At 72.9% G+C, this 25,222-nt stretch carries 27 protein-coding genes and 1 other RNA gene; 16 read left to right on the forward strand and 12 right to left on the reverse strand.

Annotated features, from left to right (window positions below; all coding sequences use genetic code 11):
• Positions 1-164 precede the first annotated feature (164 nt).
• The 5 genes from ACFYV5_RS32745 to ACFYV5_RS32765 all read left to right on the forward strand — a co-directional run bounded on the left by ACFYV5_RS32745 (position 165) and on the right by ACFYV5_RS32765 (position 5,371).
• Complete coding sequence (locus tag ACFYV5_RS32745) at positions 165-1,202, forward strand: ABC transporter substrate-binding protein (protein WP_389174664.1); 1,038 nt, start codon at positions 165-167, stop codon at positions 1,200-1,202.
• Positions 1,203-1,284: 82 nt separating this feature from the next.
• Positions 1,285-2,103, forward strand: a complete 819-nt coding sequence (locus ACFYV5_RS32750) for a Nif3-like dinuclear metal center hexameric protein (protein WP_389174666.1) — start codon at positions 1,285-1,287, stop codon at positions 2,101-2,103.
• A complete protein-coding gene (locus ACFYV5_RS32755) occupies positions 2,100-2,843 on the forward strand; it encodes a C4-type zinc ribbon domain-containing protein (RefSeq protein WP_355109259.1) in 744 nt (247 codons plus the stop codon). The genes ACFYV5_RS32750 and ACFYV5_RS32755 overlap by 4 nt, the downstream gene beginning before the upstream one ends.
• Before the next feature lie 8 nt (positions 2,844-2,851).
• Positions 2,852-4,462: a bifunctional RNase H/acid phosphatase gene (locus ACFYV5_RS32760; RefSeq protein ID WP_389174668.1), complete on the forward strand. Its 1,611-nt coding sequence runs from the start codon at positions 2,852-2,854 to the stop codon at positions 4,460-4,462.
• A 75-nt stretch (positions 4,463-4,537) separates the two neighbouring features.
• Complete coding sequence (locus ACFYV5_RS32765) at positions 4,538-5,371, forward strand: GNAT family N-acetyltransferase (RefSeq protein WP_389174671.1); 834 nt, start codon at positions 4,538-4,540, stop codon at positions 5,369-5,371.
• Positions 5,372-5,387: 16 nt separating this feature from the next.
• On the opposite strand, the gene ACFYV5_RS32770 is transcribed toward ACFYV5_RS32765, so the two are convergent.
• Together ACFYV5_RS32770 and yaaA are read right to left on the reverse strand one after the other, a co-directional pair.
• Positions 5,388-6,020: a bifunctional 4-hydroxy-2-oxoglutarate aldolase/2-dehydro-3-deoxy-phosphogluconate aldolase gene (locus tag ACFYV5_RS32770; RefSeq protein ID WP_389174674.1), complete on the reverse strand. Its 633-nt coding sequence runs from the start codon at positions 6,018-6,020 to the stop codon at positions 5,388-5,390.
• Between the two features lie 70 nt (positions 6,021-6,090).
• A complete protein-coding gene (gene yaaA, locus ACFYV5_RS32775; RefSeq protein WP_389174677.1) occupies positions 6,091-6,855 on the reverse strand; it encodes a peroxide stress protein YaaA in 765 nt (254 codons plus the stop codon).
• A 96-nt stretch (positions 6,856-6,951) separates the two neighbouring features.
• Between yaaA and ACFYV5_RS32780 the strand changes: the two genes are divergently transcribed.
• Positions 6,952-8,394 carry an RNB domain-containing ribonuclease gene (locus ACFYV5_RS32780; protein ID WP_389174680.1) on the forward strand — a complete coding sequence of 481 codons (1,443 nt, stop codon included), beginning with the start codon at positions 6,952-6,954 and terminating at the stop codon, positions 8,392-8,394.
• Here ACFYV5_RS32780 and ACFYV5_RS32785 read toward each other — a convergent pair.
• Together ACFYV5_RS32785 and ACFYV5_RS32790 are read right to left on the reverse strand one after the other, a co-directional pair.
• On the reverse strand, positions 8,345-9,181 hold the full coding sequence (locus ACFYV5_RS32785; RefSeq protein WP_389174683.1) for a hypothetical protein: 837 nt from the start codon (positions 9,179-9,181) through the stop codon (positions 8,345-8,347). The two genes, ACFYV5_RS32780 and ACFYV5_RS32785, sit on opposite strands and share 50 nt — an antisense overlap.
• Positions 9,178-9,942 (reverse strand): MerR family transcriptional regulator, encoded by a 765-nt coding sequence (locus tag ACFYV5_RS32790; RefSeq protein WP_389174685.1) that lies wholly within the window; start codon positions 9,940-9,942, stop codon positions 9,178-9,180. The genes ACFYV5_RS32785 and ACFYV5_RS32790 overlap by 4 nt, the downstream gene beginning before the upstream one ends.
• A gap of 77 nt (positions 9,943-10,019) precedes the next feature.
• Between ACFYV5_RS32790 and rnpB the strand changes: the two genes are divergently transcribed.
• An RNA gene (gene rnpB / locus ACFYV5_RS32795) (RNase P RNA component class A) lies at positions 10,020-10,424 on the forward strand.
• Positions 10,425-10,497: 73 nt separating this feature from the next.
• On the opposite strand, the gene ACFYV5_RS32800 is transcribed toward rnpB, so the two are convergent.
• Complete coding sequence (locus ACFYV5_RS32800) at positions 10,498-10,818, reverse strand: MazG-like family protein (protein ID WP_389174688.1); 321 nt, start codon at positions 10,816-10,818, stop codon at positions 10,498-10,500.
• A 115-nt stretch (positions 10,819-10,933) separates the two neighbouring features.
• Here ACFYV5_RS32800 and ACFYV5_RS32805 point away from each other — a divergent pair, with 115 nt between their 5' ends.
• Positions 10,934-11,257, forward strand: coding sequence for a nuclear transport factor 2 family protein (locus ACFYV5_RS32805; protein WP_355108899.1), 324 nt, complete (start codon positions 10,934-10,936; stop codon positions 11,255-11,257).
• 54 nt (positions 11,258-11,311) lie between these two features.
• On the opposite strand, the gene ACFYV5_RS32810 is transcribed toward ACFYV5_RS32805, so the two are convergent.
• Positions 11,312-12,067, reverse strand: coding sequence for an SDR family oxidoreductase (locus ACFYV5_RS32810; RefSeq protein WP_355108901.1), 756 nt, complete (start codon positions 12,065-12,067; stop codon positions 11,312-11,314).
• Between the two features lie 124 nt (positions 12,068-12,191).
• Positions 12,192-13,190, reverse strand: a complete 999-nt coding sequence (locus tag ACFYV5_RS32815; RefSeq protein WP_389174692.1) for a Gfo/Idh/MocA family protein — start codon at positions 13,188-13,190, stop codon at positions 12,192-12,194.
• A 108-nt stretch (positions 13,191-13,298) separates the two neighbouring features.
• Here ACFYV5_RS32815 and ACFYV5_RS32820 point away from each other — a divergent pair, with 108 nt between their 5' ends.
• A complete protein-coding gene (locus tag ACFYV5_RS32820; protein ID WP_389174881.1) occupies positions 13,299-14,558 on the forward strand; it encodes a Bcr/CflA family multidrug efflux MFS transporter in 1,260 nt (419 codons plus the stop codon).
• A gap of 50 nt (positions 14,559-14,608) precedes the next feature.
• Positions 14,609-15,592, forward strand: coding sequence for a small ribosomal subunit Rsm22 family protein (locus tag ACFYV5_RS32825; protein WP_355108905.1), 984 nt, complete (start codon positions 14,609-14,611; stop codon positions 15,590-15,592).
• A gap of 28 nt (positions 15,593-15,620) precedes the next feature.
• Here the strand turns inward: ACFYV5_RS32825 and ddaH are convergent, their stop codons facing one another.
• Positions 15,621-16,445 (reverse strand): dimethylargininase, encoded by an 825-nt coding sequence (gene ddaH, locus ACFYV5_RS32830; RefSeq protein WP_389174695.1) that lies wholly within the window; start codon positions 16,443-16,445, stop codon positions 15,621-15,623.
• 148 nt (positions 16,446-16,593) lie between these two features.
• On the opposite strand from ddaH, the gene ACFYV5_RS32835 reads away from it, so the two are divergent.
• Both ACFYV5_RS32835 and ACFYV5_RS32840 read left to right on the forward strand, forming a co-directional pair.
• Positions 16,594-17,214 (forward strand): TetR/AcrR family transcriptional regulator, encoded by a 621-nt coding sequence (locus ACFYV5_RS32835; protein ID WP_389174698.1) that lies wholly within the window; start codon positions 16,594-16,596, stop codon positions 17,212-17,214.
• 143 nt (positions 17,215-17,357) lie between these two features.
• Positions 17,358-18,128: a bifunctional DNA primase/polymerase gene (locus ACFYV5_RS32840; protein ID WP_355108911.1), complete on the forward strand. Its 771-nt coding sequence runs from the start codon at positions 17,358-17,360 to the stop codon at positions 18,126-18,128.
• Between the two features lie 99 nt (positions 18,129-18,227).
• Here ACFYV5_RS32840 and ACFYV5_RS32845 read toward each other — a convergent pair whose 3' ends face one another.
• Positions 18,228-19,226: a hypothetical protein gene (locus ACFYV5_RS32845; protein WP_389174701.1), complete on the reverse strand. Its 999-nt coding sequence runs from the start codon at positions 19,224-19,226 to the stop codon at positions 18,228-18,230.
• A 237-nt stretch (positions 19,227-19,463) separates the two neighbouring features.
• On the opposite strand from ACFYV5_RS32845, the gene ACFYV5_RS32850 reads away from it, so the two are divergent.
• Together ACFYV5_RS32850 and ACFYV5_RS32855 are read left to right on the forward strand one after the other, a co-directional pair.
• A complete protein-coding gene (locus ACFYV5_RS32850; RefSeq protein WP_389174704.1) occupies positions 19,464-20,327 on the forward strand; it encodes a hypothetical protein in 864 nt (287 codons plus the stop codon).
• Positions 20,305-20,985 (forward strand): PhzF family phenazine biosynthesis protein, encoded by a 681-nt coding sequence (locus ACFYV5_RS32855; protein ID WP_389174707.1) that lies wholly within the window; start codon positions 20,305-20,307, stop codon positions 20,983-20,985. Before ACFYV5_RS32850 ends, ACFYV5_RS32855 begins: the two co-directional genes overlap by 23 nt.
• A 49-nt stretch (positions 20,986-21,034) precedes the next feature.
• Here the strand turns inward: ACFYV5_RS32855 and ACFYV5_RS32860 are convergent, their stop codons facing one another.
• Both ACFYV5_RS32860 and map read right to left on the reverse strand, forming a co-directional pair.
• Positions 21,035-21,685: a heme oxygenase (biliverdin-producing) gene (locus ACFYV5_RS32860; protein ID WP_389174709.1), complete on the reverse strand. Its 651-nt coding sequence runs from the start codon at positions 21,683-21,685 to the stop codon at positions 21,035-21,037.
• Positions 21,686-21,798: 113 nt separating this feature from the next.
• Positions 21,799-22,656 (reverse strand): type I methionyl aminopeptidase, encoded by an 858-nt coding sequence (gene map, locus ACFYV5_RS32865; protein WP_355108921.1) that lies wholly within the window; start codon positions 22,654-22,656, stop codon positions 21,799-21,801.
• A gap of 58 nt (positions 22,657-22,714) precedes the next feature.
• Here map and ACFYV5_RS32870 point away from each other — a divergent pair, with 58 nt between their 5' ends.
• The gene (locus tag ACFYV5_RS32870; RefSeq protein WP_355108923.1) at positions 22,715-22,945 is read left to right on the forward strand and encodes a hypothetical protein; all 231 of its coding nucleotides are present in this window, start codon (positions 22,715-22,717) and stop codon (positions 22,943-22,945) included.
• Positions 22,946-23,056: 111 nt separating this feature from the next.
• Entirely contained in the window at positions 23,057-23,767 is a 711-nt protein-coding gene (locus tag ACFYV5_RS32875; protein WP_389174714.1) for a hypothetical protein, read from the forward strand.
• 37 nt (positions 23,768-23,804) lie between these two features.
• Here ACFYV5_RS32875 and ACFYV5_RS32880 read toward each other — a convergent pair whose 3' ends face one another.
• Positions 23,805-25,118: an MFS transporter gene (locus ACFYV5_RS32880; RefSeq protein WP_389174716.1), complete on the reverse strand. Its 1,314-nt coding sequence runs from the start codon at positions 25,116-25,118 to the stop codon at positions 23,805-23,807.
• Positions 25,119-25,222: the final 104 nt, after the last annotated feature.

A 25,222-nucleotide genomic window follows, 5' to 3' on the forward strand; every position in this document is an offset into this window, starting at 1 on the left:
GTGGCCATGAATCGATTCTGCTGAGGAGAGGAGGGTGGTTGTGCTGGAGGGAAGGGTGGGGCATAAGGTAAGGCGAGCCTAAGTGGAGGTTGTGACTCCGGGTACGGGACCCGTTCCCGCCGGTCGCCCAGCCGCCATCCCCATACCTGTACAGGAGACCCCTCATGTCCCTCCGTCGCCGCGCCACCGCCGCAGCCCTCGCCCTCGCCGCCGCGGTCTCCCTCGCGGCCTGCGGAAGCGGCGACGGCGCAACGGCCGGCCCGGACAAGAAGGAGGGCGGCGCCAAGAAGGACGTCGCCGCCGGCGGCAAGGACTTCGGCGACGCGGCGGCCAAGACCGCGGCCATGGGGACGGACGCCAAGGCAGGCCAGTTCCCGCGCACCCTCACCCACGCGCTCGGCACGACCGAGATCCCGTCCGCGCCCAAGCGGGTCGTCGTCCTCGACGTCGGCGAGCTCGACAACGTGGTCTCGCTCGGCATCGAGCCGGTCGGTTACGCCCCCGCCGAGGGCGACGACGGCATCCCCACGTACCTGAAGAAGGACGCCGGCAGCCCCAAGTCCGTCGGCACCATCAACAACCTCAACCTCGAGGCGATCGCCAACCTGGAGCCCGATCTGATCCTCGGCAGCCAGCTGCGCGCCGCGGACAAGTACGACGAGCTCTCGAAGATCGCCCCGACCGTCTTCTCCATCCGCCCCGGCTTCACCTGGAAGGAGAACTACCTCCTCAACGCCGCGGCCCTGGACAAGACCGCCGACGCGAAGTCGAAGCTCGCCGCCTACGAGACCAAGGCGAAGCAGCTCGGCGCGGACATCGGACCGAACAAGCCGACCATCTCCATGGTCCGCTACCTCCCGGGCAAGATCCGCCTCTACGCCAAGGCGTCCTTCATCGGCACCATCCTCGAGGACGCGGGCCTGCCCCGGCCGAAGAACCAGCAGATCGACGAGCTCGCCGCCGAGATCAGCCCCGAGAAGATCGACCAGGCCGACGCCGACTGGATCTTCACCGGCGTCTACGGCGACCCGAAGGCCACCAAGCGCGACACCGCCCAGGCCAATCCGCTCTGGAAGAACCTCAAGGCGGTCACGTCCGGCCAGGCCAAGGACGTCCCGGACGAGACCTGGTACCTCGGCCTCGGTGTGACCGCGGCCGACAGCGTCCTCGACGACCTGCGCGCCGACCTCGTGAAGAAGTAGCACGCGGTCACACCCGGTAAGCGGAATCTTCCCTGCCCACAGGCAGGACTGCGGGGCACGGAGGCCAGGTAGCCTTTCCTCCGTGCCCCGTCTGTCTGAAGTCATCGCCTCACTCGACGCCCTCTGGCCGCCCGAGCGGGCCGAGCAGTGGGACGCCGTCGGCACGGTCTGCGGCGACCCCGACGCCGAGGTCACCCGCGTCCTGTTCGCCGTCGACCCCGTCCAGGAGATCGCCGACGAGGCGATCGCGCTCGGCGCCGACCTGATCGTCGCCCACCACCCGCTCTATCTGCGCGGTACGACGACGGTCGCGGCCTCCCACTTCAAGGGCCGGGTCGTGCACACGCTGATCAAGCACGACATCGCCCTGCACGTGGCGCACACCAACGCCGACACCGCCGACCCCGGTGTCTCCGACGCCCTCGCCGGCGCCCTCGACCTCCGGGTCACCGGCCCTCTGGTCCCCGAGAACAACCTCGGCCGGATCTGCGAGCTGGACCGTCCCGAGACGCTGGCCGAGTTCGCCGCCCGCGCCGCCAAGCGGCTGCCCGCCACCGCGCAGGGCGTCCGGGTCGCCGGAGACCCGGAGATGACGGTCCGTCGGGTCGCGGTCAGCGGCGGCTCCGGCGACAGCCTCTTCGACGCCGTGCGGGCCGCGGGCGTGGACGCCTTCCTCACCGCCGACCTGCGCCACCACCCGGTCTCCGAAGCCACCCAGCGCGCGCCGATCGGCCTGATCGACGCCGCCCACTGGGCCACCGAATGGCCCTGGTGCGAGCAGGCCGCCGCCCAGCTCGACCAGATTTCCGACCGTCACGGCTGGGGCCTGCGCGTCCACGTCTCGAAGACGGTCACCGACCCTTGGTCCTCCCATCACACCTCCCCTGGAGCCCCCAACTGAACGCCGCGCCCGCCGACCAGATCCGACTTCTCGACGTCCAGGCACTGGACGTCCGTCTCCAGCAGCTTGCCCACAAGCGCAGGTCCCTGCCCGAGCACGGCGAGATCGAGTCGCTGACCAAGGACCTCACCCAGCTGCGCGACCTGCTCGTCGCCGCGCAGACCGAGGAGAGCGACTGCGCCCGCGAGCAGACCAAGGCGGAGCAGGACGTCGACCAGGTGCGCCAGCGCGCCGTACGGGACCAGCAGCGCCTGGACTCCGGTGCCGTCTCCTCCCCGAAGGACCTGGAGAGCCTCCAGCGGGAGATCACCTCGCTCGCCAAGCGCCAGGGCGACCTGGAGGACATCGTCCTGGAGGTCATGGAGCGCCGTGAGTCCGCCCAGGAGCGGGTGGCCGAGCTGACCGAGCGGGCCTCCGCCGTCCAGGCCAAGACCGACGACGCCACCGCGCGCCGCGACGCAGCGGAGGCCGAGATCGACCGGGAGGCCGCCTCGGTCGGCAAGGAGCGCGAGCTGGTGGCCGCCTCCGTACCGGCCGACCTGCTGAAGCTCTACGAGAAGCTGCGCGAGCAGCAGGGCGGGGTCGGCGCGGCGCGGCTGTACCAGCGCAAGTGCGAGGGCTGCCACATCGAGCTCAACATCACCGAGGTGAACGAGGTCCGGGCGGCCGCGGCGGACGCGGTGCTGCGGTGCGAGAACTGCCGCCGGATCCTCATCCGCACGTCGGAGTCCGGCCTGTAATGACGGCCATGAGGGAAGTCGTCGTCGAGGCTGACGGAGGCTCCCGGGGCAACCCGGGGCCCGCCGGGTACGGGGCGGTCGTCCTGGACCCGGTGACCGGCGAGACGCTCGCGGAGCGGGCCGAGTACATCGGCGTGGCGACGAACAACGTCGCCGAGTACAAGGGCCTGGTGGCCGGTCTCAAGGCGGCGCGCGAGCTGTTCCCGGACGCCAGGGTGCACGTTCGGATGGACTCCAAGCTGGTCGTCGAGCAGATGTCCGGCCGCTGGAAGATCAAGCACCCGGACATGAAGCCGCTGGCGGCGGAGGCGGCCCGGGTCTTCCCGGCGAGCCAGGTCCGCTACGAGTGGATCCCGCGCGAGAAGAACAAGCACGCGGACCGCCTCGCGAACGAGGCGATGGACGCGGGCAAGCGGGGCAAGCAGTGGGAGCCCTCGGCCTCCTCGGCGGCCCTGGACGCCTCGGCCGCGCGCAACGCGGCGACGGGACCGTCAGGTCCCCCCGGCGACGCGACGGCGGGCGCGGCCCGCGCGAGGGCGGCCCTCTCGGGCGCCGGCGGCGCGCGTGCCGGTGGCGGTGCGAGCGCCGGAGCCGGTACGGGTGGGGGTGTCGCCGCAGGGCGCTCGGCCGCCGCCGGGGGCTCACGACCCGACGACGGTCTGTTCGGCGCCGACGAGGCGATCGCGGCCCAGGCCCGCGCCTCGCTGGCCGCGGCCTCCACGGCCGAGCGCGAGTCCGCGGCGAGCGGTGACTTCGAGGCCGAGGCGGGCGTCCTCGGCCACCCCGGGCGCTCCGGCGACCCCGGCCGTGCCGCGCACGGCCACCCGGCCGAGGCCGGCCTCGCCGCCCCGCAGGCGCCGTCGGCCGGTGCGCCGGTCGCGGAACCCGGACAGGCCGCGCAGGACGTGCTGGTTCCGGCCCCTGCCGCACCCGGTGCCGAAGGGGCGACCCGCACCAGCGGTACCACCGCCCCCGGCTGGGGGGCACCCGACATGGGGGTTCCCGCCACCTTCGTGCTGCTGCGGCATGGGGAGACCGCGCTCACGCCCGAGAAGCGGTTCTCGGGAAGCGGGGGCACCGACCCCGAGCTGTCCGCCGCCGGGATGCGTCAGGCCGAGGCCGTCGCCGCCGCGCTCGCCGCGCGCGGGACGATCCAGGAGATCGTCAGCTCGCCGCTCAAGCGCTGCCGCCAGACCGCCGAGACCGTCGCCGCCGGCCTCGGCCTCGACGTGCGCGTCGAGGACGGGCTGCGCGAGGCGGACTTCGGCGCCTGGGAAGGGCTGACCTTCGCCGAGGTACGGGAGCGGTACGCCGAGGACCTGGACGCCTGGCTCGCCTCGCCCAAGGCGGCCCCGAGCGGTGGCGGCGAGAGCTTCGCGACCGTCGCGCGCCGCGTCTCCGCGACCCGCGACCGGCTGACCGCCGCGTACGCCGGCCGTACCGTCCTCCTCGTCACCCACGTCACGCCCATCAAGACCCTGGTGCGGCTGGCCCTCGGTGCCCCGCCGGAGTCGCTGTTCCGGATGGAGCTGTCGGCGGCGTCGCTGTCGGCGGTTGCGTACTACGCGGACGGCAACGCCTCCGTACGGCTCCTGAACGACACCTCGCACCTGAGGTGACCGAAGACGGCACGACGGGGCGGGGTCACGGAAATCCGTGGCCCCGCCCCTCGTTCCCGTAGCAGGATCGGTGCCATGACCTGGCACATCACCGAGGACGCCGGTGCCTTCCGGGCCGCCGCCCACGACCACTTCGCCGCCGACCCCGCGCGCAACACCGTGCTGCTCACCCTCAGCGAGGGCGCCCGCCGACGGCCGATCGAGTCCGCGCGGTACGGCTGGTGGACCGAGCCGGGCGGCAAGGTCACCGGTGCCTTCCTGTTCACGCTGCCCCACGAGCCGGCGCTCGGGCCGATGCCCGTGGAGGCGGCACGCGCCCTCGTCCGCGCACTGCCGGACGCGGCCGAGGTGACCGGCGTGCGCGGTGAGCGGGAGACGGCGGAGGCGTTCGCCGCGGAGTTGTGCGGGGGGTCGGGCGGTCGCGCGTGGACGACGACGCGTCGGATGCGGCTGTACCGGCTCGGCGCGCTCACCCCGCCGGACCCCGCCCCACCGGGCCGGGCGCGGACGGCGTCCGCCGAGGACATCCCCCTCGCCGTGGCGTGGATGCGGGACTTCGCCCGTGACATCGGGGAGGACGGCGACATCGACTACACCCCGAACATCGAGCCGCGCGTCGCCGACGGCCGCTTGCACCTCTGGGAGACCGACGACGGCCCGGTGTCGATGGCGAGCGTCTCGCCGATCGTGGCCGGCCAGGCCCGGGTCTCGCCCGTGTACACGCCGCCCGAACTCCGGGGTCGCGGGTACGCGGGCGCCGTCACCGGCGCGGTCAGCCGGGCCGCCCTGGACGCGGGCGCGGAGCAGGTCCTGCTCTTCACGGACCTCTCCAACCCCACCAGCAACGCGCTGTACCAGCGGCTCGGGTACCGCCCGGTGACCGACCACGTCGGCCTGACGATCTCCTGACGGCCGGCCGGGGCTGTCAGCGGGTCCGCAGCTGCGCCGCCTCGCGCGCCAGCGACTCGACCCGCGCCCAGTCGCGGGCCGCGAGGGCGTCGGCGGGCAGCATCCACGTACCGCCGACACAGCCGACGTTCGGCAGGGAGAGGTACGAGGGGGCCGAGCCGAGGGAGATCCCACCGGTCGGGCAGAACCGCGCCTGCGGGAGCGGCCCGGAGAGGGACGTCAGATACGGGACGCCACCCGCCGCCTCCGCCGGGAAGAACTTCATCTCGCTCACCCCGCGTTCGAGCAGCGCCACGACCTCCGAGGTGGTCGAGACGCCCGGCAGGAACGGCAGGCCCGAGGAGCGCAGGGCGTCCAGCAGGCTCTCCGTCCACCCAGGGCTCACCAGGAAGCGCGCTCCCGCCCCGACCGCGTCCGCGACCCCGCCCGCCGAGATGACGGTGCCCGCGCCGACGACCGCGTCGGGGACCTCGGCGGCGATCGCGCGGATGGCGTCGAGCGCCGCCGGGGTCCGCAGGGTCACCTCGATCGCGGGCAGTCCGCCCGCGACCAGGGCGCGGGCGAGCGGTACGGCGTCGGCGGCGTCCTCGATGACGACGACCGGGACGACGGGAGCGAGGTCGAGGACGGAGGGCAGCGCGGAGGTCATGGCCACATCCTGCCCGCCTGCGACACCCCACGCAACGACCGTTGCGCAGCGTGCAACGCGCGACGTCTGCCTAGTGGATCTCGTCCACCAGGACGTCGAGCACCCCGGCCTTGCCCTCCTCCACCACGTACCCCAGATCCCGCAGCGCCTCCACCAGCTCCACCGGATCCTTCGGCGCCGCGCCCGCCTCCAGCAGGCTCCGTACGATCCGCCCCTTCGTCGCCTTGTTGAAGTGGCTGACCACCTTCCGGGTCGGCGCGTGCAGCACCCGTACCGTCGCCGTCCGCGCCGCCACCTCGCCCTTCGGCTTCCACGCCGAGGCGTACGCCGAGGACCGCAGATCCAGGACGAGCCCGTTCCCGGCGGCCTCCGGCATGACAGTCGCCATCGCGCTCCGCCAGTGCGCACCCAGCGCCCCGAGTCCCGGCAGCTTCACCCCCATCGAGCAGCGGTACGACGGAATCCGGTCGTCCACCCGCACCGCGCCCCACAGCCCCGAGAACACCAGGAGCGAGGCCCGCGCCCGCTTCCGCGCCGCCGCGTCCAGCGTGGCCAGACCCAGCGCGTCGTACAGCACCCCCGTGTAGATCTCGCCGGCCGGTCGCGCCCCCGCCGTCCGCAGCTCCACGTTCTTGGCGATCTCGCCGCGCAGCCCCTCGCTCAGCCCGAGCACCTCGCGTGCCTTCTCCTCGTCGGCGGCGCACAGCTCCACCAACTCGTCCAGGACCGCCGCCCGCGCCTCGGCCAGGCCCGGCAGCGACAGGGACTCCGGCTTCAGCGGCGTCCCACGCCCCGATGCGGCCTTACCCTCCGACGGCGGCAACAGCACGAGCACGGTCGTTCTCCTTCGTACGTACGGGGCTGGGGGTGCGGCCCCAGAACGTTCAGCCTACAAAGTGCCGCGCGACGCCCCTCGCCCTACGCTCGGTCCATGCCCCGCCGCCACATCCACGTGACCGGCGCAGCCCAGGCTCCACTGAGGGCCGCCCTGCGCGCACTCCGTACCGAGCTCGCGATCCCCGACGCCTTCCCACCCGCCGTCCTCGCCGAGGCGGAGGCGGCGGCCAAGGCGCCCCGCCTCCCCGACCACGACGCCACCGACATCCCCTTCTTCACCATCGACCCGCCGACGTCCACGGACCTCGACCAGGCCATGCACCTGGCCCGCCGCGCCGACGGCGGCTACCGCGTGCACTACGCCATCGCCGACGTCGCCGCCTTCGTCACCCCCGGATCCGCCCTGGACGCCGAGGCCCACCGGCGCGTCCTCACCCTGTACTTCCCCGACGGCAAGGTGCCCCTGCACCCCGCCGTCCTCTCCGAGGGCGCCGCGAGCCTCCTGCCCGGCGATCCCCGCCCCGCCCTGCTGTGGCGGATCGACCTCGACGCCGAGGGCCGACGCGTCGCCACCGATGTGCGGCGCGCCCTCGTCCGCAGCCGCGCCAAGCTCGACTACGCGGGCGTCCAGGCCCAGATCGACGCCGGAACCGCCGAGGAGCCGCTCGCCCTGCTCCAGCCCATCGGCCGTCTCCTGGAGGCACGGGAGATCGAACGCGACGGCGTCTCCCTCAGCGTTCCCGAGCAGGAGATCGTAGAGACCGACGGCTCGTACTCCCTCCACTACCGGGCTCCGCTCCCCGCCGACGGCTGGAACGCCCAGATCTCCCTGCTCACCGGCATGGCCGCGGCGGATCTCATGCTCGCCGCCGGGACCGGCATCCTGCGGACCCTGCCGACCGCTCCGGACGGCGCGGTCGCCCGTCTGCGCCGCTCGGCGACGGCGCTCGGCATCGAGTGGCCGCACCACGTCTCGTACGCGGAGCTGATCCGCACGCTCGACCCGCGCGACGGCCGGCACGCCGCCTTCCTCCAGGACTGCACCACGCTGCTGCGCGGCTCCGACTACACGCCCTTCACCGGCGGAGTCCTCCCCACGCCCTCGGTCCACGCCGCCGTAGCCGACGAGTACACCCACTGCACGGCCCCGCTGCGCCGGCTCGTCGACCGGTACACGGGCGAGCTGTGCCTGGCGGCCGCCGCGGGCGAGGCGCCCCCCGAGTGGGTGCTGGGCGCGCTGGAGGGCCTGCCCGAGGACATGGCGAGGGGGTCGAGGCTCGCCAACAAGGCCGAACGCGCATGCGTCGACATCGTCGAGGCTGCCTTGCTGAGCAACCGGATCGGCGAGACCTTCGACTCGGTCGTGGTCGACGTGAAGGAGCAGGAACCGGACGTCGGGACCGTGCACCTGCGGGACCCTGCCGTGATCGGCCGGGTCGAGGCCGACGGGGCGCCGCTGCCGCTCGGGGAGCGGCTGCGGGTACGGCTCACCCAGGCGGACCCGGGGACGGCGAAGGTGCTGTTCGCGCCCGCGTGAGGGCCTGGTCGAGGGCGCGTACGAAGGCCCGGGCGTCGTCCGCGTGACAGCGCACGGTCCGTACGGGACGCGGGGCGCCGAGCAGACGGGGCGCGTCGACCGGTTCGGTCAGCTCGATGGTCAGGGAGGTCTGGGAACCGACCGCCAGGTCGAGCTCCCCCTCCCGCTTCTCGTGCGTGAAGAGCAGCTCGTGCCGGACGGCGGCGATCCGGTCGAGCGGGATGCGGAGGTCGACGTGCGCGGCCTGCCGCAGACGCAGCGCGTCGGACGCGAGGACGTGCGGCCGGGTCACGGAGGCGGCGTGCAGCCCGAGCACGAACAGCACCGTGTACACGTCCAGGACCAGTACCACCGCGTGCGCCACGGGCAGGTCGGCGAGCAGGTACGACATCCCGACGGTCTCGACGAGGCAGACGAAGGCGAAGCCGTACATGAGCGCGGCCTGGTCGCGGGCGTGCGGGAACGCCTGGTCGCCGGGGCGCACGCCGGTGCGGCGCCGGGCGACCCAGAGGGCCAGGCTCGCCATCAGCCGCAGCTCGTGCCCCATGAGCCGCAGCACGGGCCCGGGCACGAGTACGCCGACGGCCTGCCGCGCGGAGAGGCCGCGCCGCCGCAGCCCGAGGAACACGGCACCGCTCACGGAGAGCAGCACCAGACCGGCGGCCTCGGCGGCGGCGAGAGCGTACGGAGGTATCCGTACGCCGGCGACGAGACAGATCAGGAGGACGACCTCGGCGGGGAGGAAGGCGTAGGCGAGCCCGCGCAGAAGCCGGATCGCGGCGGTCACCGGGAACGCTCCTGGACCAGCAGCAGGGCGCGGTGGACGGCGGCGGTCTGGGCGGGGGAGAAGTCGCCGAAGAACGCCTCGGTGAGCCGCCCCTGCGGCAGGCCCTGCCCGCCGAGCTGCGCCACGACCGCGTCCGGCAGACAGTCGGCGAGCGCCTGCGCCGCCTCCGCCACCCGCGGGTCGTCCGGGTCGGCCTCGGCGAGGGCGTCGAGCCGGGCGTACACGTCGCGAGCGCGCGCGACGGCCCGCGGATCCTCGGTCATGGTGCGCATCGCGCTCATGAGCTTCGCCCGCTCCTCGTCCGGGGCCACGGTGTCGAGCAGCACGAGCACCTCCCGGTCGGCGGCGGCCATCGGTGACTCGGGGACCTCGCCCAGACCCGCGAACAGCCCGGACAGCTCCGCCGACACGGGCCCCTCGGCGGTCAGCCGCCCGGCCCGCGCCTCCCCGAGCAGCTCGGCGAGACGCGCCCGCCGCTCGCGGATCAGCGCCTCCTGCCGCCCGAGATCGGCGTCCAGTTCCTCCAGCACCTCCACGAGCTCCCGCCCCTCGTCGTCGGCGAGCACGTCCCGTACCTCGTCGAGCCCCAGCCCGAGCTCGGTCAGCCGCCGGATCCGGGCGAGCAGGACGGCGTCCCGGATGCCGTACTCGCGGTAGCCGTTGGCCCGCCGTACGGGCTCGGGAAGCAGTCCGAGGTGGTGGTAGTGCCGCACGGCCCGCGGGGTGACCCCGACGAGGGCGGCGAGCTCGCCGATTCGCATGGGCCCAGTAGAAACCCTGACGCTGCGACAAGGTCAAGCCCGCCCGGCACGGCGGGTAGCATGGTCGGCACGGCAGACGAGCCGGGCGGGCGGCCGCGTGGGGATCCTCGGATCCTCCCGAGGAACGTCCGGGCTCCACAGGGCAGGGTGGTGGCTAACGGCCACCCGGGGTGACCCGCGGGACAGTGCCACAGAAAACAGACCGCCGGGGACCTCGGTCCTCGGTAAGGGTGAAACGGTGGTGTAAGAGACCACCAGCGCCTGAGGTGACTCAGGCGGCTAGGTAAACCCCACCCGGAGCAAGGTCAAGAGGGGCCGCTTGGCGACAGGCGGCTCTGCGCGAACGCTCGAGGGCTGCCCGCCCGAGTTCGCGGGTAGACCGCACGAGGCCGGTGGCAACGCCGGCCCTAGATGGATGGCCGTCGCCCCGACGACCGCGAGGTCCCGGGGTACAGAACCCGGCGTACAGCCCGACTCGTCTGCCCCCAAGGGCTTGTGAACGGCCTCGCACCCCCACGGTGCGGGGCCGTTCCCCTTCCGGCTTCCTCGGCTCCGTCACATCCGGTCCTCCAGCGACCGTTCCGCCACCCGCCGCAGATGACCCGCGAAGACGTCGGGCGCGTCCGGTGTCAGCGTCCGCAGCGCCACCATCGCCGTGATGATCACGTCGCACAGCTCGGACTCGACGTCCTGCCAGGTGTGCGAGGCGCCCTTGCGGGGGTTCTGACCCGTCGCGCCGATGACGGCCTCGGCCACCTCGCCGACCTCCTCCGACAGCTTCAGGACGCGCAGCAGGACGTCCTGTTCGGGCGGGAGGGTGTGGTGCGCGGCGATCCAGTCCGTCAGTCGGTCGATGGTGCTCCAGGTGTCGGTCATGAGGCCGAAGCCTGCCAGTCCCGCTCGCCCAGGTGGCCGACTCCCGCCACCGCCGTGCGTCACACCGTCGGCCCGGGTCCACGGGTACGCGGGCGGCGAGGTGTACGGGTAGGCCATGACCATCCCAGTGGACAGACTCAGCGACCCCGCCGTACGTGCCTTCGTCACGGCCCTCAACGCCAACGACCGCGATGCCTTCGTGCAGGCCCTGACGCCCGGTGCCACCATGTCCGACGACGGCTCGGACCGGAACATCGCGGAGTGGACCGAGAAGGAGGTCTTCTCCTCGCGCGGCCAGATGGAGATCGAGTCGGTCAAGGAGGACGGGCGCACCCTCGTCGCCCGTTTCCGCAACGACACCTGGGGCGAGATGCGTACCCGCTGGCGCTTCGTCATCGACGGCGGGAAGATCGCCCGCTTCGAGACCGGCCAGGCGTAGTCCGGGGGCGGGCTGGGGTGGGGGCCCGATCCTCCCGGGCCCTCGCCCCCGCCCCTACCCCCGCCCGATGTACGGCATCGCCGTCGCCATCACCGTCGCGAACTGCACGTTCGCCTCCAGCGGCAGCCCCGCCATGTGCACCACCGTCGCCGCCACGTCCGCCGCGTCCATCACCGGCTCCACCGCCAGCTCCCCGTTGGCCTGCAGGATCCCCGTCTGCATCCGCGCCGTCATCTCCGTCGCCGCGTTCCCGATGTCGATCTGGCCGCAGGCGATCCGGTACGGGCGCCCGTCCAGCGACAGCGACTTCGTCAGGCCCGTCATCGCGTGCTTCGTCGCCGTGTACGCGATCGAGTGCGGGCGCGGCACGTGCGCCGAGATCGAGCCGTTGTTGATGATCCGGCCGCCCTGCGGCGACTGCTCCTTCATCGCCCGGTAGGCCGCCTGGGCGCACAGGAAGGCGCCCGTCAGGTTCACGTCGACCACCGAGCGCCAGGTCTCGTGGTCCAGGTCCTCCACCGGGACGCCGCCGCCCGCGAACGTACCCGCGTTGTTGAAGAGCAGGTCGACGCGGCCGAACCGGTCCCGTACCGCCGCGAAGAGGGCCGTCACCGCCTCCGGTGACGTCACGTCCGTCGGGACGCACAGGACGTCCGAGGAGGAAACGGACGCCGCCGTCTCCTCCAGGGGCTCCCGCCGACGGCCCGCCAGCGCCACCGACCAGCCTGCCTCCGCCAGGGCGAGGGCCACGCTGCGGCCGATGCCCGAACCCGCTCCCGTCACCACTGCGATGCGCGACTCAGTGCTCATGGCCGCGAGCGTACGGCAGACGCGTGCCCCATGAACTCATCCGTCCGACACGTGGATATCCTGTACGCGACAACCCCGGTCGTCACGGCCGGCTCCTTCGTCACGGAGGCGGGCAACCCCGGTCTCACACGCGCGTGAGGGCCTCCTGGGGGTAGCGGACGCCGATGCGGTCCCGTACCGCGTCGAGCGTCCGCATCACCGCGAGCGTGCCGTTCAGCGGGACGAGCGGGGACTCGGTCTCGCCCGCGCGCAGGCACCGCATCACCTCCGCCGCCTCGTGCCGCAGCGAGTGCGGGTCGTCGGTGTTCACGAACTCCTCCGGCTCGGTGCCGCTGCGCAGCAGCGTGAACCGCTCCGGGAAGAAGAAGCCGCGCGGGAAGTCGATCCGGCCCTCCGACCCCGTCACGGACGCGGTCAGCGGAGTGTCCGCCACGACCGAGCAGGACAGCAGGGCCGACGCCCCGGACGCCCAGCCGAGCAGCATCCCCGTGTTCAGGTCGACGCCCTCCGGCGAGAGCAGGGCGTGCGCCTGTACGGAGTCGGGCTCGCCGAGCAGCAGCTGGGCGAACGACACCGGATAGACGCCGAGGTCGAGCAGCGCGCCGCCGCCCAACGCCGGATCGCGCAGCCGGTGGTCCGGCCCGAACGCGCCCGCCAGCCCGAAGTCCGCCTGTACGGTACGGATCTCACCGATCGCCCCGTCCCGGACCAGCTCCGCCGCCCGCCGGATCAGCGGGTTGCAGTACATCCACATGGCCTCCATCAGGAAGAGGCCCCGGTCCCGGGCGAGCGTGACGAGTTCCTCCGCCTCGCGCGCGTTGAGCGTGAACGCCTTCTCGCAGAGGACCGCCTTGCCCGCCTCCAGGGCGAGCCCGGCCGCCGCCCGGTGCGCGTGGTGCGGGGTCGCCACATAGACGACGTCGACGTCCTCGTCCGCGACGAGCGAGGCCCAGTCCCCGTACGCCCGCGGTATCCCGAAGCGATCCGCGAACGCCCGCGCGGACGCCTCCGTGCGGGACGCCACGGCCACGACCTCCGCGTCCGGCAGGGACGCCACGTCGGTGGTGAACCGTTCCGCGATCCCGCCCGTCGCCAGCACGCCCCACCGCACGGCGCCACTCATGTGCCCCACCCCTGTCATGTGCCCCACCCCTGCCCGTCCCGAAAAAGGTCTCGACCACTCCTGACGAGCTGAGAGCATAGGGAAGGATTCAACGAAATGGAGCTGTCGATGCCGGAGAGCGGCCGGACCACCGCCCAGGACCCCATATCCGCCCTGCCGAAGGCCGCCGCCCGCCGCGTCGGGCTGCTCGTCACCCTCGTGCTCGGCGGTCTGACCGCGCTGCCGCCGCTCTCCATGGACATGTACCTGCCGGCGCTGCCGGAGGTCACCGAGTCCCTGCGCGCGCCCGCCGCGACCGTCCAGCTGACCCTCACCGCCTGCCTCGCCGGCATGGCGCTCGGCCAGCTCGTCGTCGGCCCCATGAGCGACAGGTGGGGCCGCCGCCGGCCCCTGCTCATCGGCATGATCGTGTACGTCGCCGCCACCGCGGTCTGCGCGTTCGCCCCCTCCGCCGAACTCCTCATCTCCTTCCGGCTGCTCCAGGGCCTGGCGGGCGCGGCCGGCATCGTGATCGCCCGCGCGATCGTGCGCGACCTGTACGACGGCGTCGAGATGGCGCGGTTCTTCTCGACCCTGATGCTGATCTCCGGCGTCGCCCCGATCATCGCCCCGCTCATCGGCGGGCAGATCCTGCGGATCACCGACTGGCGGGGCGTCTTCCACGTCCTCGCCGTCATCGGCGTCCTGCTCACGGTGGTGGTGTGGAAGTTCCTCGGCGAGACCCTGCCGCCGGAGCGGCGGCACGCGGGCGGGGTCGGAGAGGCGCTGCGCACCATGCGCGGACTGCTCGCCGACCGGGTCTTCACCGGCTACATGCTGGCCGGCGGGCTCGCCTTCGCCGCGCTCTTCGCGTACATCTCGGCCTCGCCGTTCGTCGTGCAGGAGATCTACGGCGCCTCGCCGCAGACCTTCAGCCTGCTGTTCGGCCTCAACTCCATCGGCCTGGTCGCCGTCGGACAGATCAACGGCAAGCTGCTCGTCGGACGGGTCAGCCTGGACAAGGTCCTGGGCTGGGGGCTGAGCGTGATCCTGCTCGCCTCGGTGGCGCTGGTGCTCATGACGAGCGGCGTGTTCGGAAGGGTCGGCCTTGCCCCGATCTCGGCGGGCCTCTTCGTGCTGATGTCGGCGATGGGGCTGGCGCTGCCCAACACGAACGCGCAGGCGCTGATGCGGACCCCGCACGCGGCGGGCTCCGCGTCCGCGCTGCTCGGCACCTCGTCCTTCCTCGTCGGCGCGGTCGCCTCACCGCTCGTCGGCATCGCGGGCGAGACGACGGCCGTCCCGATGGCGGTGGTCCAGCTGACCTGCGCGATCGCCGCACTGACGTGCTTCCTGGCCCTGTGCCGCCCCTGGCAGCCCCGCGCCTGACCCCGTGGGTGCGGCCCGGGGAGCCTCCGCGGCGCGCCTAAAATGTGGAGGTGAACGAGTTCTCCTCCCCCGCCTCCGGTGACACGCTGCGCGCCGCCCTCGCCGGGCTTCTCGGTGGGCTGCCGCCGCGGCAGGCCGCCCAGGCCGTCGACCGGCTGATCGCCAACTACCGGGGGGCCACCCCGACCGACGCCCCCGTGCTCCGCGACCGCTCCGACGTCGCGGCCTACGCCGCGTACCGGATGCCGGCGACCTTCGAGGCGGTCCGGGCGGCGCTCGACGCGCTGCGGGACGCGGCGCCCGCGTGGGAGCCGGTGACGCACACCGACATCGGCGGCGGCACCGGAGCGGCGAGCTGGGCGGTCGCCGAGGCGTGGGACGGCCTGGCGCGGACGACGGTCCTCGACTGGGCGGAGCCGGCGCTCGCGCTCGGCCGGGAGCTGGCGAGCGGAACGTTCGAGGCGGAGTGGCGGCGGGCCCGGATCAGCGGCGCCCTGAAGCTCGACCCGACGGACCTCGTCACCGTCTCGTACGTCCTGAAGGAGCTGACCGAGGCCGACCGCCGCGCGGTCGTCACCGAGGCGGCGCGGGTCGCGCAGGCCGTCGTGATCGTCGAGCCCGGCACCCCCGACGGCTACGAACGGATCATCGCCGCCCGCACGCTCCTCGTCGAGGCCGGGCTCACCGTCGCCGCGCCGTGCCCGCACAGCGGGGCCTGCCCCATCGAACCCGGCGCCGACTGGTGCCACTTCGCGGCGCGGGTGAGCCGGTCCTCGCTGCACCGGCAGGTGAAGGGCGGCTCGCTGCCGTACGAGGACGAGAAGTTCAGCTACGTCGCGGCGACCCGGTTCCCCGTGACGCCGGCGGTCTCCCGGGTCATCCGGAAGCCCCAGATCCGCAAGGGCCTGGTCCTGCTGGAGCTCTGCGGCGCGGAGGAGACGGGCCTCGCGCGCGAGACGGTCACCAAGCGCCACGGGGCGCTGTACAAGGCGGCGCGGGACGCGGAGTGGGGCGACGCCTGGCCCCCGGAGTAGCGGCCGGGCGTCACCCGCGGCGGTGGTGTCAGGAGCGCAGCTCCTGGGTGCAGCACTTCACGCTGCCGCCGCCCTTGAGGAGCTCCGACAGGTCCATGCCCATCGGTTCGAAGCCCCGGTCGCGGAGCGGGGCGAACAGACCCACCGCCGCCTGGGGCAGCAGGACGTGCCGGCCGTCGCTCACCGCGTTCAGGCCCAGCGCCGCCGCATCGCTCTCCGTCGCGAGCAGGGCGTCGGGGAAGAGGCGGCGCAGGACCGCCCGGCTGCCGGGGGAGAAGGCGTCGGGGTAGTACATGATCTCCTCAACCTCCGGGTCCAGGACACAGAGCGCCGTGTCCAGGTGGTAGTAGCGCGGGTCCACCAGCTCCAGGCCGATGACCGGGCGCCCGAAGAACTCCTGCGCCTCGTGGTGCGCCAGCGGGCTGGAGCGGAAGCCGCGGCCGGCCAGGATCCACGACGAGGTCACCGCGAAGTCGCCCTCGCCCTCGTTCACGTGGTCCGGCGCCCGCACCTCCTCGAAGCCGTGCGCGCGGAACCAGTCCAGATGCGCGGCCGCCTCGTCCGTACGTTCCGGGTAGGCGAACTTCGCACCCAGCACCCGTCCGTCCACCACGGTCGCGCCGTTCGCGGCGAACACCATGTCCGGCAGGCCGGGCCGGGGATCGAGGAGCTCGACGGTGTGACCGAGCGAGCGGTAGCGGATCTGCAGGTCCTCCCACTGGACGAGGGCGAGCGGCAGGTCGACCGGTTTGGTGGGGTCCATCCAGGGGTTGATGGAGTACGTCACCTGGAAGTGCGTGGGTGGGCACATCAGGTAGCGGCGGGGCGAAGCCTCGCGCGGAGTGTGGCGCAATGAGGGCTCCTCACGGACGGAAGCGAGATGGTCGGACGGAGCCCATGGTCCGCCCTCCGCCCGCCTTCGCGCAGTGGACCGTTCGGGTGGTTCGACTGAACATCAGACAGCGAGACGTTGCGTCTCGCCGCCCTGCTAGATTGGGCCCATGCCCGACACCAAGGCCCCCGACGCCTCCCGCCGCAGCGAACGCTCCCGCCGCGCCATCTTCGACGCCGCTCTCGCCCTCGTCTCCGAGGCCGGCTACACCAGGACCACCATCGAGGGCATCGCGGCCCGCGCCGGTGTCGGCAAGCAGACCATCTACCGCTGGTGGCCCTCCAAGGCCGCCGTCCTCCTCGACGCCTTCCTCGACCTCGCCGCGCAGGCCAACGAGGCCCTGGGGGGAGACGCCGACAGTGAGATCCCCGACACCGGAGACCTCGCCGCCGACCTGAAGTACGTGCTGCGCGCCACCGTCGACGAGCTGAACGATCCGACGTACGACGCCCCCTCCCGGGCCCTGGTCGCCGAGGGCGTCGTCAACGCCGAACTCGGCGCCCAGTTCGTGGAGCGGCTCCTCGAACCCCAGCTCCAGCTCTACGCACGCCGCATCGAGGCCGCCCAGGCCGCCGGGGACATCGACCCCACCATCGACCCCCGCATCGCCCTCGAACTCCTCGTCGGCCCCCTGAACCACCGCTGGCTCCACCGCACGCTGCCCCTCACCCACGCCTACGCCGACACGCTCGTCGACTACGCACTGCGCGGACTCGCACCCCGCGCGTGACCCCCGCGCCCCCGGACGTGACCCCCGTACCCCCCGGGAGCAACCCCGATATGTACCCCGGTTCCGTACTCCGGTCACCCAAGGCGCAGGATGGTGGGACCATGGGCAGAGCCGAACGGGCGAGCACAGGTGTGAGGGGATAGATGGGCGACGGTATCGGCCGCTACCGCGGCACGGAGAGCAAACTGGCGCAGTGGCTGCGCAGGCGTCCCAAGCGCACCGCGGCGGACGACGAGAACCACCGCGTGACGCTGCTCCTGGCCACCGCCGCCGCCGGAATGCCCGTGGCCCCCGCCGCGTACCCCGTCGGCTACCGCTGTTCCTGCGAGCGCGTCGGCTGTCCGACCCCCGCCCGGCACCCCGTCTCCTTCGCCTGGCAGACCCAGTCGACCACCGACCGCGCCCAGATCGAGCGCTGGGCACTGGGCCAGCCCGAGGCGAACTTCATCACCGCCACCGGCATGGTCCACGACGTCCTCGACGTCCCCCTGGACGCCGGCCGCGCCGCCCTGGAGCGACTCCTCGCCCAGGGCGTCGACGTCGGGCCCGTCGCCGAGTCCGCCGAGAGCGCGGGCGACGGCGGGCGGATGCTCTTCTTCACCGCCACCCGGGGCACGCCCGAGGACGAGGACGAGTGGTGGCCCTGCGAGCTGGACTGCCACCCCGAGACCATGGACGAGCACCCCGGGCTGCGCTGGCACTGCCGCGGCAGCTACGTCCTCGTACCGCCGGCCCGGCTCATCGGGGACGAGGAGGAGCGGCCGGCCGTCTCCTGGGTCCGTGGCCCCGAGCACGCCCTGCCCGACCCGCTGAACCTGCTGGAGACCCTCACCGACGCCTGCGCCCGGCACGCCGCCGAGCAGGGGGACCAGCACACCGGGCACGAGGTCGCCTGGCCGCTCGGGCGCCGCTGAGCGACGGTCGTACGGAGACCGACGGTCGTACGGAGACCACGGGGCGCGCGGAGGGGTACGAGCGCGGGCTCCGGGCGCACTCCGGTCGCGTGCGAAGGGCTACGAGCCCTTCGCCCCCGTCACGCCCTGGAGCCGGCCCGCGATCGTGACCCCGTCCCGCTGCGTGCCCGCCGGCTTCACGAGGACGCTCTGGCTCGACACCCACTCCTTGGTGACCGTGCTCTTCACCTCACCGGTCATCAGAGCCTTCACGTCCGGAGTCACCTTCGGCCGGTAGCCCTGCGCCGCGGTCTGCTGCTCGAAGTAGCGCGTCGCGAAGAAGACCAGCGCCCCGCCGTCCTCGGTCGCGAGACCCAGCGGCGCGAAGTCCCCGGCGTCCGCGACCTGGTCGACGTACTGCGTCACCAGACCCACCCGCTTCGCGCCCTTCTGCCGCTGCTCCCGCCACTCGGTGGTGTGCGGGCCCGCAGCGAACTGCCCCTGCTCCCCGCCGCCCAGGAACGAGACATAGTTCCGGCCCAGGTCCTTGGGGGCGACCGCGAGCTCGGCGGAGTCCGCCGGGACCGGCACCGCGTACCCCGCGCCGTCCTTCTTGAACACCGGGATCTCGTCCGGGGTCAGGATCGCCAGATAGGCGACCTCCCACAGCTGCTCGGAGCCGTTGCGCACGAAGACCAGGAGCCAGCGGTTGTCGCCGCTGCCCTGGTCGGTGTCCCGGTTGGAGTCGGTGTCGGCGACGAACCAGCGCGGCCAGCCCGCCTTCCTGGGCAGCACGAACTTCGCGTCCGTCAGCTCCAGCGGCCGGTGGTTCGGGTTGCCCCCGGGATCGGTGATCGAACGGGACGTCAGACCGGCCTGGTTGATCGCCCCGAGCGGCCCGGTGACCCGGCCCGCGTCGAGCGCCGGGTCGAACGCCTTGTCCGCCTTGTTGTAGGCGTCGGTGAAGTCCTTGAGGGCCTGCGCGGCCTCCGTCTCCGTCGCCGCCGGCAGCAGCTCCCGCTCGCCGTGCACCGTCACGCAACCGCTCGCCGTCAGGGCGAGCACGGTCGCCACCGTCGCCGCCACGAGTCCCCTCGACGGTCGCCTCAGCCTTCTCATCGGTCGCCTTCTGCTCCTCCACCGGCACGGACGGACCCGACCCTACCGGGGCCGGGAACAGGCCGGGCGCCGGGATCGGACAGTGCGCCCACTCCGTGACCTGACGGGCCGTCGGTCGGGGCCGGGAGGCGAGGACTCCGCCGACCGGGCGGGACCGGCAGGACGGGGTCCCCGAGGCGGCCGCATCCCGGAAAACGGCGGTGCGGCCCCGCCGTTCGCCCGGCTAGCGTGCGGGACATGCGCCTGTACCGCGAGAACCTTCCCGGACCCGTCGTTCTCCGCGCCGAAGGTCCTCTCGTACCCCCGCCCCTGCGCATGGAGATGACGGACGGCCGCCGGATGCTGCTCCGCCAGGGCGACCGGCCGGTGCTGCTCGCCCGGGCCGACGAGGACCGGGGCGGGATACGCGTCCACCGCCGTGCGGGCTACCGGTCGCCGCTTCCGCCGATACGGGCGGACGACGCCCGGCGGGGGCCGGACTGGTCGCAGCGGTACGCGGGTTGGCTGGAGGCGGCGGAGGCCGGGCCTCTGCACGCGGGGCGTTGGGTGCTCGGGCGGCGGGAGGTGTTCCCGCCGTACGTCTGGGGCGACGACTTCCTCACCACATGGCCGGGCGGCCATCTGGACGGGAACGACGGCTGGAACGGCGTCGTCCCGCTGCGGCGCCTGTCGGCCCCGGACGCCCCTCGGGTCACGGCGTACCGCAAGCAGGCCAGGGACGGCAGCCTCGCGCCCGTCCTGCTGTGGTGGGTGACGGCCTTCGACGGCTGGCTGCTCCTGGACGGCCACGACCGCGCGGTGGCCGCGCTCGCCGAGGGGCGGACGCCGCGCACGGTCGTGCTGCACCGCGCCGAGGACGAGGACAGGGTGACGGAGCTCTGCGGTTCCGTGTCGGAGACGTACGAGCGGCTGCTGGTGCGCGATGTCGCCGGCCCCGATCCGGAGCGGCGGCGGGCGGCGTCGGTCCGGGGCCTCTCCGACGTCGCCGCGGGCGTCCCGTACGACGAAGCCCGCACCCGCGCCTGGCCGATTCCGGGTGGGGCCGCCGAGTGGGACGCCTGGATGCTTGAATTCCGCCATGAACACGACCGTGACGAGTAGCGCCACCGACATCGACGTCCTGCGGGTCTTCTGCGCCGGCGACGGCCGGTTCGGCAACGCCCTCGGTGTCGTACGCGACGGGCGCACGCACCCCGACGAGGCGTCCCGGCAGGCGCTCGCCAAGGAGCTCGGCTTCAGCGAGACGGTGTTCGTGGACGACCCGGAGCGCGGGGACGTCGACATCTACACGCCCGGCGTCCGGCTGCCCTTCGCCGGGCATCCGCTCGTCGGGGCCGCCTGGCTGCTGGACCTGGAGGTCGTCCATCCGCCGGCGGGAGAGGTGTGGGTGCGCGGGGACGGCGAGTTCACCTGGATCGAGGCCCGCGCGGAGTGGGCGCCGCCGCGTACTCTGCGGCGGTACGGATCGGCTGCCGAGGTAGACGCTCTCGACGTGCCGGAACCGGGCGAGTGGGTCTACGCCTGGGCGTGGGAGGAAGAGGCGGCCGGCCGGATCCGGGCGCGGGCGTTCCCGGGGCGCGGGGACGGCATCGAGGAGGACGAGGCGACGGGCGCGGCGGCCCTGCTGCTCACCGCCGAGCTGGGCCGGGCCCTGAACATCACGCAGGGCCGGGGTTCGCAGATCCTGACGGCCCCCGGCCCCGACGGTGTGATCGAGCTGGGCGGCCGGGTCCGCCTCGAACGCACGCTCACGCGCTGACCGCTCACGCGCTGACCGCTCACGCGCTGACCGCTCACGCGCTGACCGCTCACGCGCTGAGCGGGAACTCGCTTCCCAGCTCCCGGAACACCGCGCCGTTGAAGTCGAAGGCGCGCTTGCACTCGTCGATGATCCGCTGCTTCTCCAGGTCGTCGGCGTTCACCCCGTCGAGCAGCTCCCGGTACGCCCGCTTGAAGGCGGCCGGGTTCGCGATCTCCTCGAAGACGTAGAACCGCACGCCGTCGCCCTTACGGGCGAAGCCCCATGTGCGCTCGGCCTTGTCGCGGATGATCTGGCCGCCGGAGAGGTCGCCCAGGTAGCGGGTGTAGTGGTGCGCCACATACCCGGCCGGCCAGTCGCGCGCGCACTCCGCCACCCGTGCGGCATAGGCGGCGGTGGCGGGCAGCGGGGAGAGCCCGGCGCGCCAGTTTGGGCCGCGGAGGTGGGCGAGGTCCTGCTCCAGGGCGGCGGTGCGGAACAGCTCCGGCTGTATGAAGGGCCCGGCGACCGGATCGCCCTTCAGCCCCTCCGCACCCTCCTCCAGAGCGCGGTACACGAACCAGAGCTGCTCCGTGTACCGCGTAAAGGCGTCCACCGCGAGACGTCCCCCGAGGAGGTCGCTCATGAACGTCGACGTCTCGGCCTCGGTGTGCTGCTCGTGCGAGGCGGTGCGGATGAGCGTCGAGAAGGGCGTGTCCAAGGCGTGCCTCCGGAGCCGATGGGACGGGGACCTGTGGAGATCCTGCTACTTAGGCATGCCTAAGTCAACTGGTTCCCGACGGCCTGTCGGTAAGACGCTACCCCGAGACGGCGTCAGGGCAACGTGAGGATTTCGGCCCCGCTGTCCGTGACGACGAGCGTGTGCTCGAACTGCGCCGTCCGCTTGCGGTCCTTGGTCACGACCGTCCAGCCGTCGTCCCACATGTCGTACTCGTGGGTGCCCAGGGTCAGCATCGGCTCGATCGTGAAGGTCATGCCGGGCTGGATGACGGTGGTGGCGTGCGGGGAGTCGTAGTGCGGGATGATCAGCCCGGAGTGGAAGGACGAGTTGATGCCGTGCCCGGTGAAGTCGCGCACGACGCCGTAGCCGAAGCGCTTGGCGTACGACTCGATGACCCGGCCGATGATGTTGATCTGGCGGCCCGGCTTGACCGCCTTGATGGCCCGGTTCAGGGACTCGCGGGTGCGCTCGACGAGGAGACGGGACTCGTCGTCCACGTCGCCGCAGAGGTAGGTGGCGTTGTTGTCGCCGTGCACCCCGTTGATGTACGCCGTGACGTCCAGGTTCACGATGTCGCCGTCCTTGAGGACGGTGGAGTCGGGGATGCCGTGGCAGATGACCTCGTTCACCGAGGAGCAGAGCGACTTCGGGAAGCCGCGGTAGCCGAGGGTGGAGGGGTACGCCCCGTGGTCGCACATGAACTCGTGGGCGACCCGGTCCAGCTCGTCCGTGGTGACACCCGGCGCGATGTGCTTGGCGGCCTCCTCCATCGCCTGCGCGGCGATGCGGCCGGCGATCCGCATCCGCTCGATGGTGTCGGAGTCCTGCACCTCGGGCCCGGTGTACGGGGTGGGTGCGGGCTTCCCGACGTACTCGGGACGACGGATGGCTCCCGGAACGGAGCGGTGGGGGGAGATCTCCCCCGGTGCGAGCAGCGACTGGCCAGACATGCCAGCGAGTCTAACGACCGTGTCTGGGGCAGCATGGCCTCAGAGGAAGGAGCCGACGATGGCCCTGTTCAAGAAGCGCACGGTGGGCAAACCGGGCGAGTGGTACTACTGCCTGGAGCACAAGAAGGTCGAGGAGGGCCCGGAGTGCCCGGCCAAGAACCGCTTCGGCCCGTACACCAGCCGTGAGGAGGCGTCCCAGGCGATGGAGACGGCCCGGGAGCGCAACCTGGAGTGGGAGACCGACCCGAAGTGGCACGACGCCCCGAAGTCGGACGAGACGCCGGACTAGGGCGTCTCTCTCGGATCGCGCCGGGCGGCACAGCCGGCCCCCGGCGAGATCCGGGAACGACGGCCTGGATTCGGTCGTCCGGGCGACAGAGGGCCGGTCTATGTTGATCACATGACACGTCGTCACCTCGCCATAGCCACAGCCCTTCTGGCCAGTCTCACGCTGTCCGCCTGCTCCGCGGACAAGGCACCGCAGGGGGCGCCGCCGCCACCCGCCGGTGCGCCGTCCGCGAGCGGAACCGGCACGCCGCAGCCGTTCAAGGACGACTCCGACGTGCCGCTGACCAGGCAGTTCCGTCAGGGCGAGTTCACCCAGGCGATTCCCGACGCCGAGGACGTGGTCCCCGGCTACTACCGCGGCAGCCTGCACAAGAGCATGCCCGGGGAGCCCGACGACTGCGCTCCCACGGACGCACCCGCGCCGGCCGGCTGGCAGCGGGCGGGCAGGGGCGACTACGACTACCAGGGATCGACCATCTCGCGAGGGATCGATCTGGACGTCTGCCAGTTCGACAACGCCGCGCACGCGAAGGCGGCGTACGACCGGTGGCAGGACAGGGAGGAAACGGCTCCCGTCGAGGTCGCTCGGGTGGGGGAGGAATCGGTCTTCCTCCAGTCCACCGGATCGAGCGGCACGGTCTACGGCTACACCCGGTCCGGCACTGTCATCGCCCAGATCCGCGTCGAGGACGCGGGCGGGGATCCCACGGACGCCCATGACGTGCTGGCCGCCACGATCAAGCGACTCCAGCAGGTCCAGGCGGGCCGGCGGGCCACGGCGACTGCGGCCGAGATCGCCGCGGCCGGGCAGGCCCAGCGCTAGGTCGTCGTATCGGGAATGCCCCGGTCGCTCGCGCTCGTCAGGCCGGGGCTCCGGTCCCGGCCTCTCGGGAGTCCCGCCCCTCCCGTTCCTCCTGCGCGGCCTTGTGGCGCAGCGCGTCCTCGTCCGTGTCGGAGTCGTAGGTGAGGAGCTTCGGCAGGGCCAGGCAGAGCAGGCCCACCGAGGCCACGCAGGCCACGCCGCCGGACCAGATCGCCGCCCGCGTGCCCGTCCAGCCCGCCATGGCGCCCGCCCGGACCTGACCCAGCTGCGGGCCGACGCTGTAGGAGAGGACCTCGATTCCGGCGAGCCGGCCGCGCAGCTCCTCCGGGATCGTCTGGTTCCAGATCGTGGCGCGGCCGAGTCCGCTCGCCATGTCGCCGGCGCCCGCGAACGCCAGGCACAGCAACACGAGCCAGAGGTTCGAGAACCAGCCGGCCGCCGTGATCGCGAGGCCCCAGGCCGTCGCCCCGCAGACGACCAGGAGCCCGTGCCGGCGGATCCGTGAGGTCCAGCCGCTGGTCAGGCCGAGGACGAGCGAGCCGACGGAGCCCGCCGCGTACATCAGTCCCAGTGACCAGTCCGCGTCCAGCTCGTCCGCGAGGAACGGGAAGATCGTGTTCGGGAAGGCGAAGAACATGGCGGCGAGGTCGATCACGTACGTACCGAGCAGCACCGGCCGCGACCAGGCGTACCGGGCTCCTTCGGCGATGCCCCGGAGCGACGGCTTGTCCGCGTCGTGTGCGGGCGGTGCGGGGGAGAGCCGCAGACACAGGAGTACGGAGACGAGGAAACCGGCGATCGTCACGCCGTACGCGGGGGCGTGACCGGCGTACGCCACGAGCAGGCCCGCCAGCGCCGGACCGGCGATCGTGCCCATCTGCCAGCGCAGCGAGTTGAGCGCGGCGGCGGCGGTCTGCTGGTCGTGCGGCACGATCCGGGCGAGCAACGAGTCCAGGGCGGGACGCTGGAGTCCGGCGAGCGCGGAGACGCCGGCCGCGACGACGTACAGCGGCCAGAGCATCGGCACGGGCAGGAGCGAGTTGAGGAGCAGGAGCGCGGCGAGCAGCGCCAGCCCGACCTCGGTGGCGACGAGGACCTTGCGCCGGTCGACGGCGTCGGCGAGCGCGCCGCCGTAGAGCCCGAAGACGACCAGGGGGACGAGCTCGACCGCTCCCATCGCCCCGACGGCGAGGGGCGATCCCGTCAGCTCCTTGATCTGCAGCGGCAGCGCGATCATCGCCACGGCGCTGGAGAAGTAGGCGACGAGCCCCTGCACCCAGAGCAGCCGGAAGTCACGGGAGGACCGCCACGGCGCCAGATCGGGCAGCACGGCGGAGAGCTTCGAGGTCACGAAGCGCCATGCTCCGACCGCCCGGCCCGACCGGGCAACCGATTTACGGCCCGACGGGCCCCATGGGGGTGGGAGTCGGCCGCGCCGGCCCGGCGGGGCTGCGG

The organism is Streptomyces sp. NPDC003035 (assembly GCF_042888285.1).
Lineage (GTDB): Bacteria > Actinomycetota > Actinomycetes > Streptomycetales > Streptomycetaceae > Streptomyces.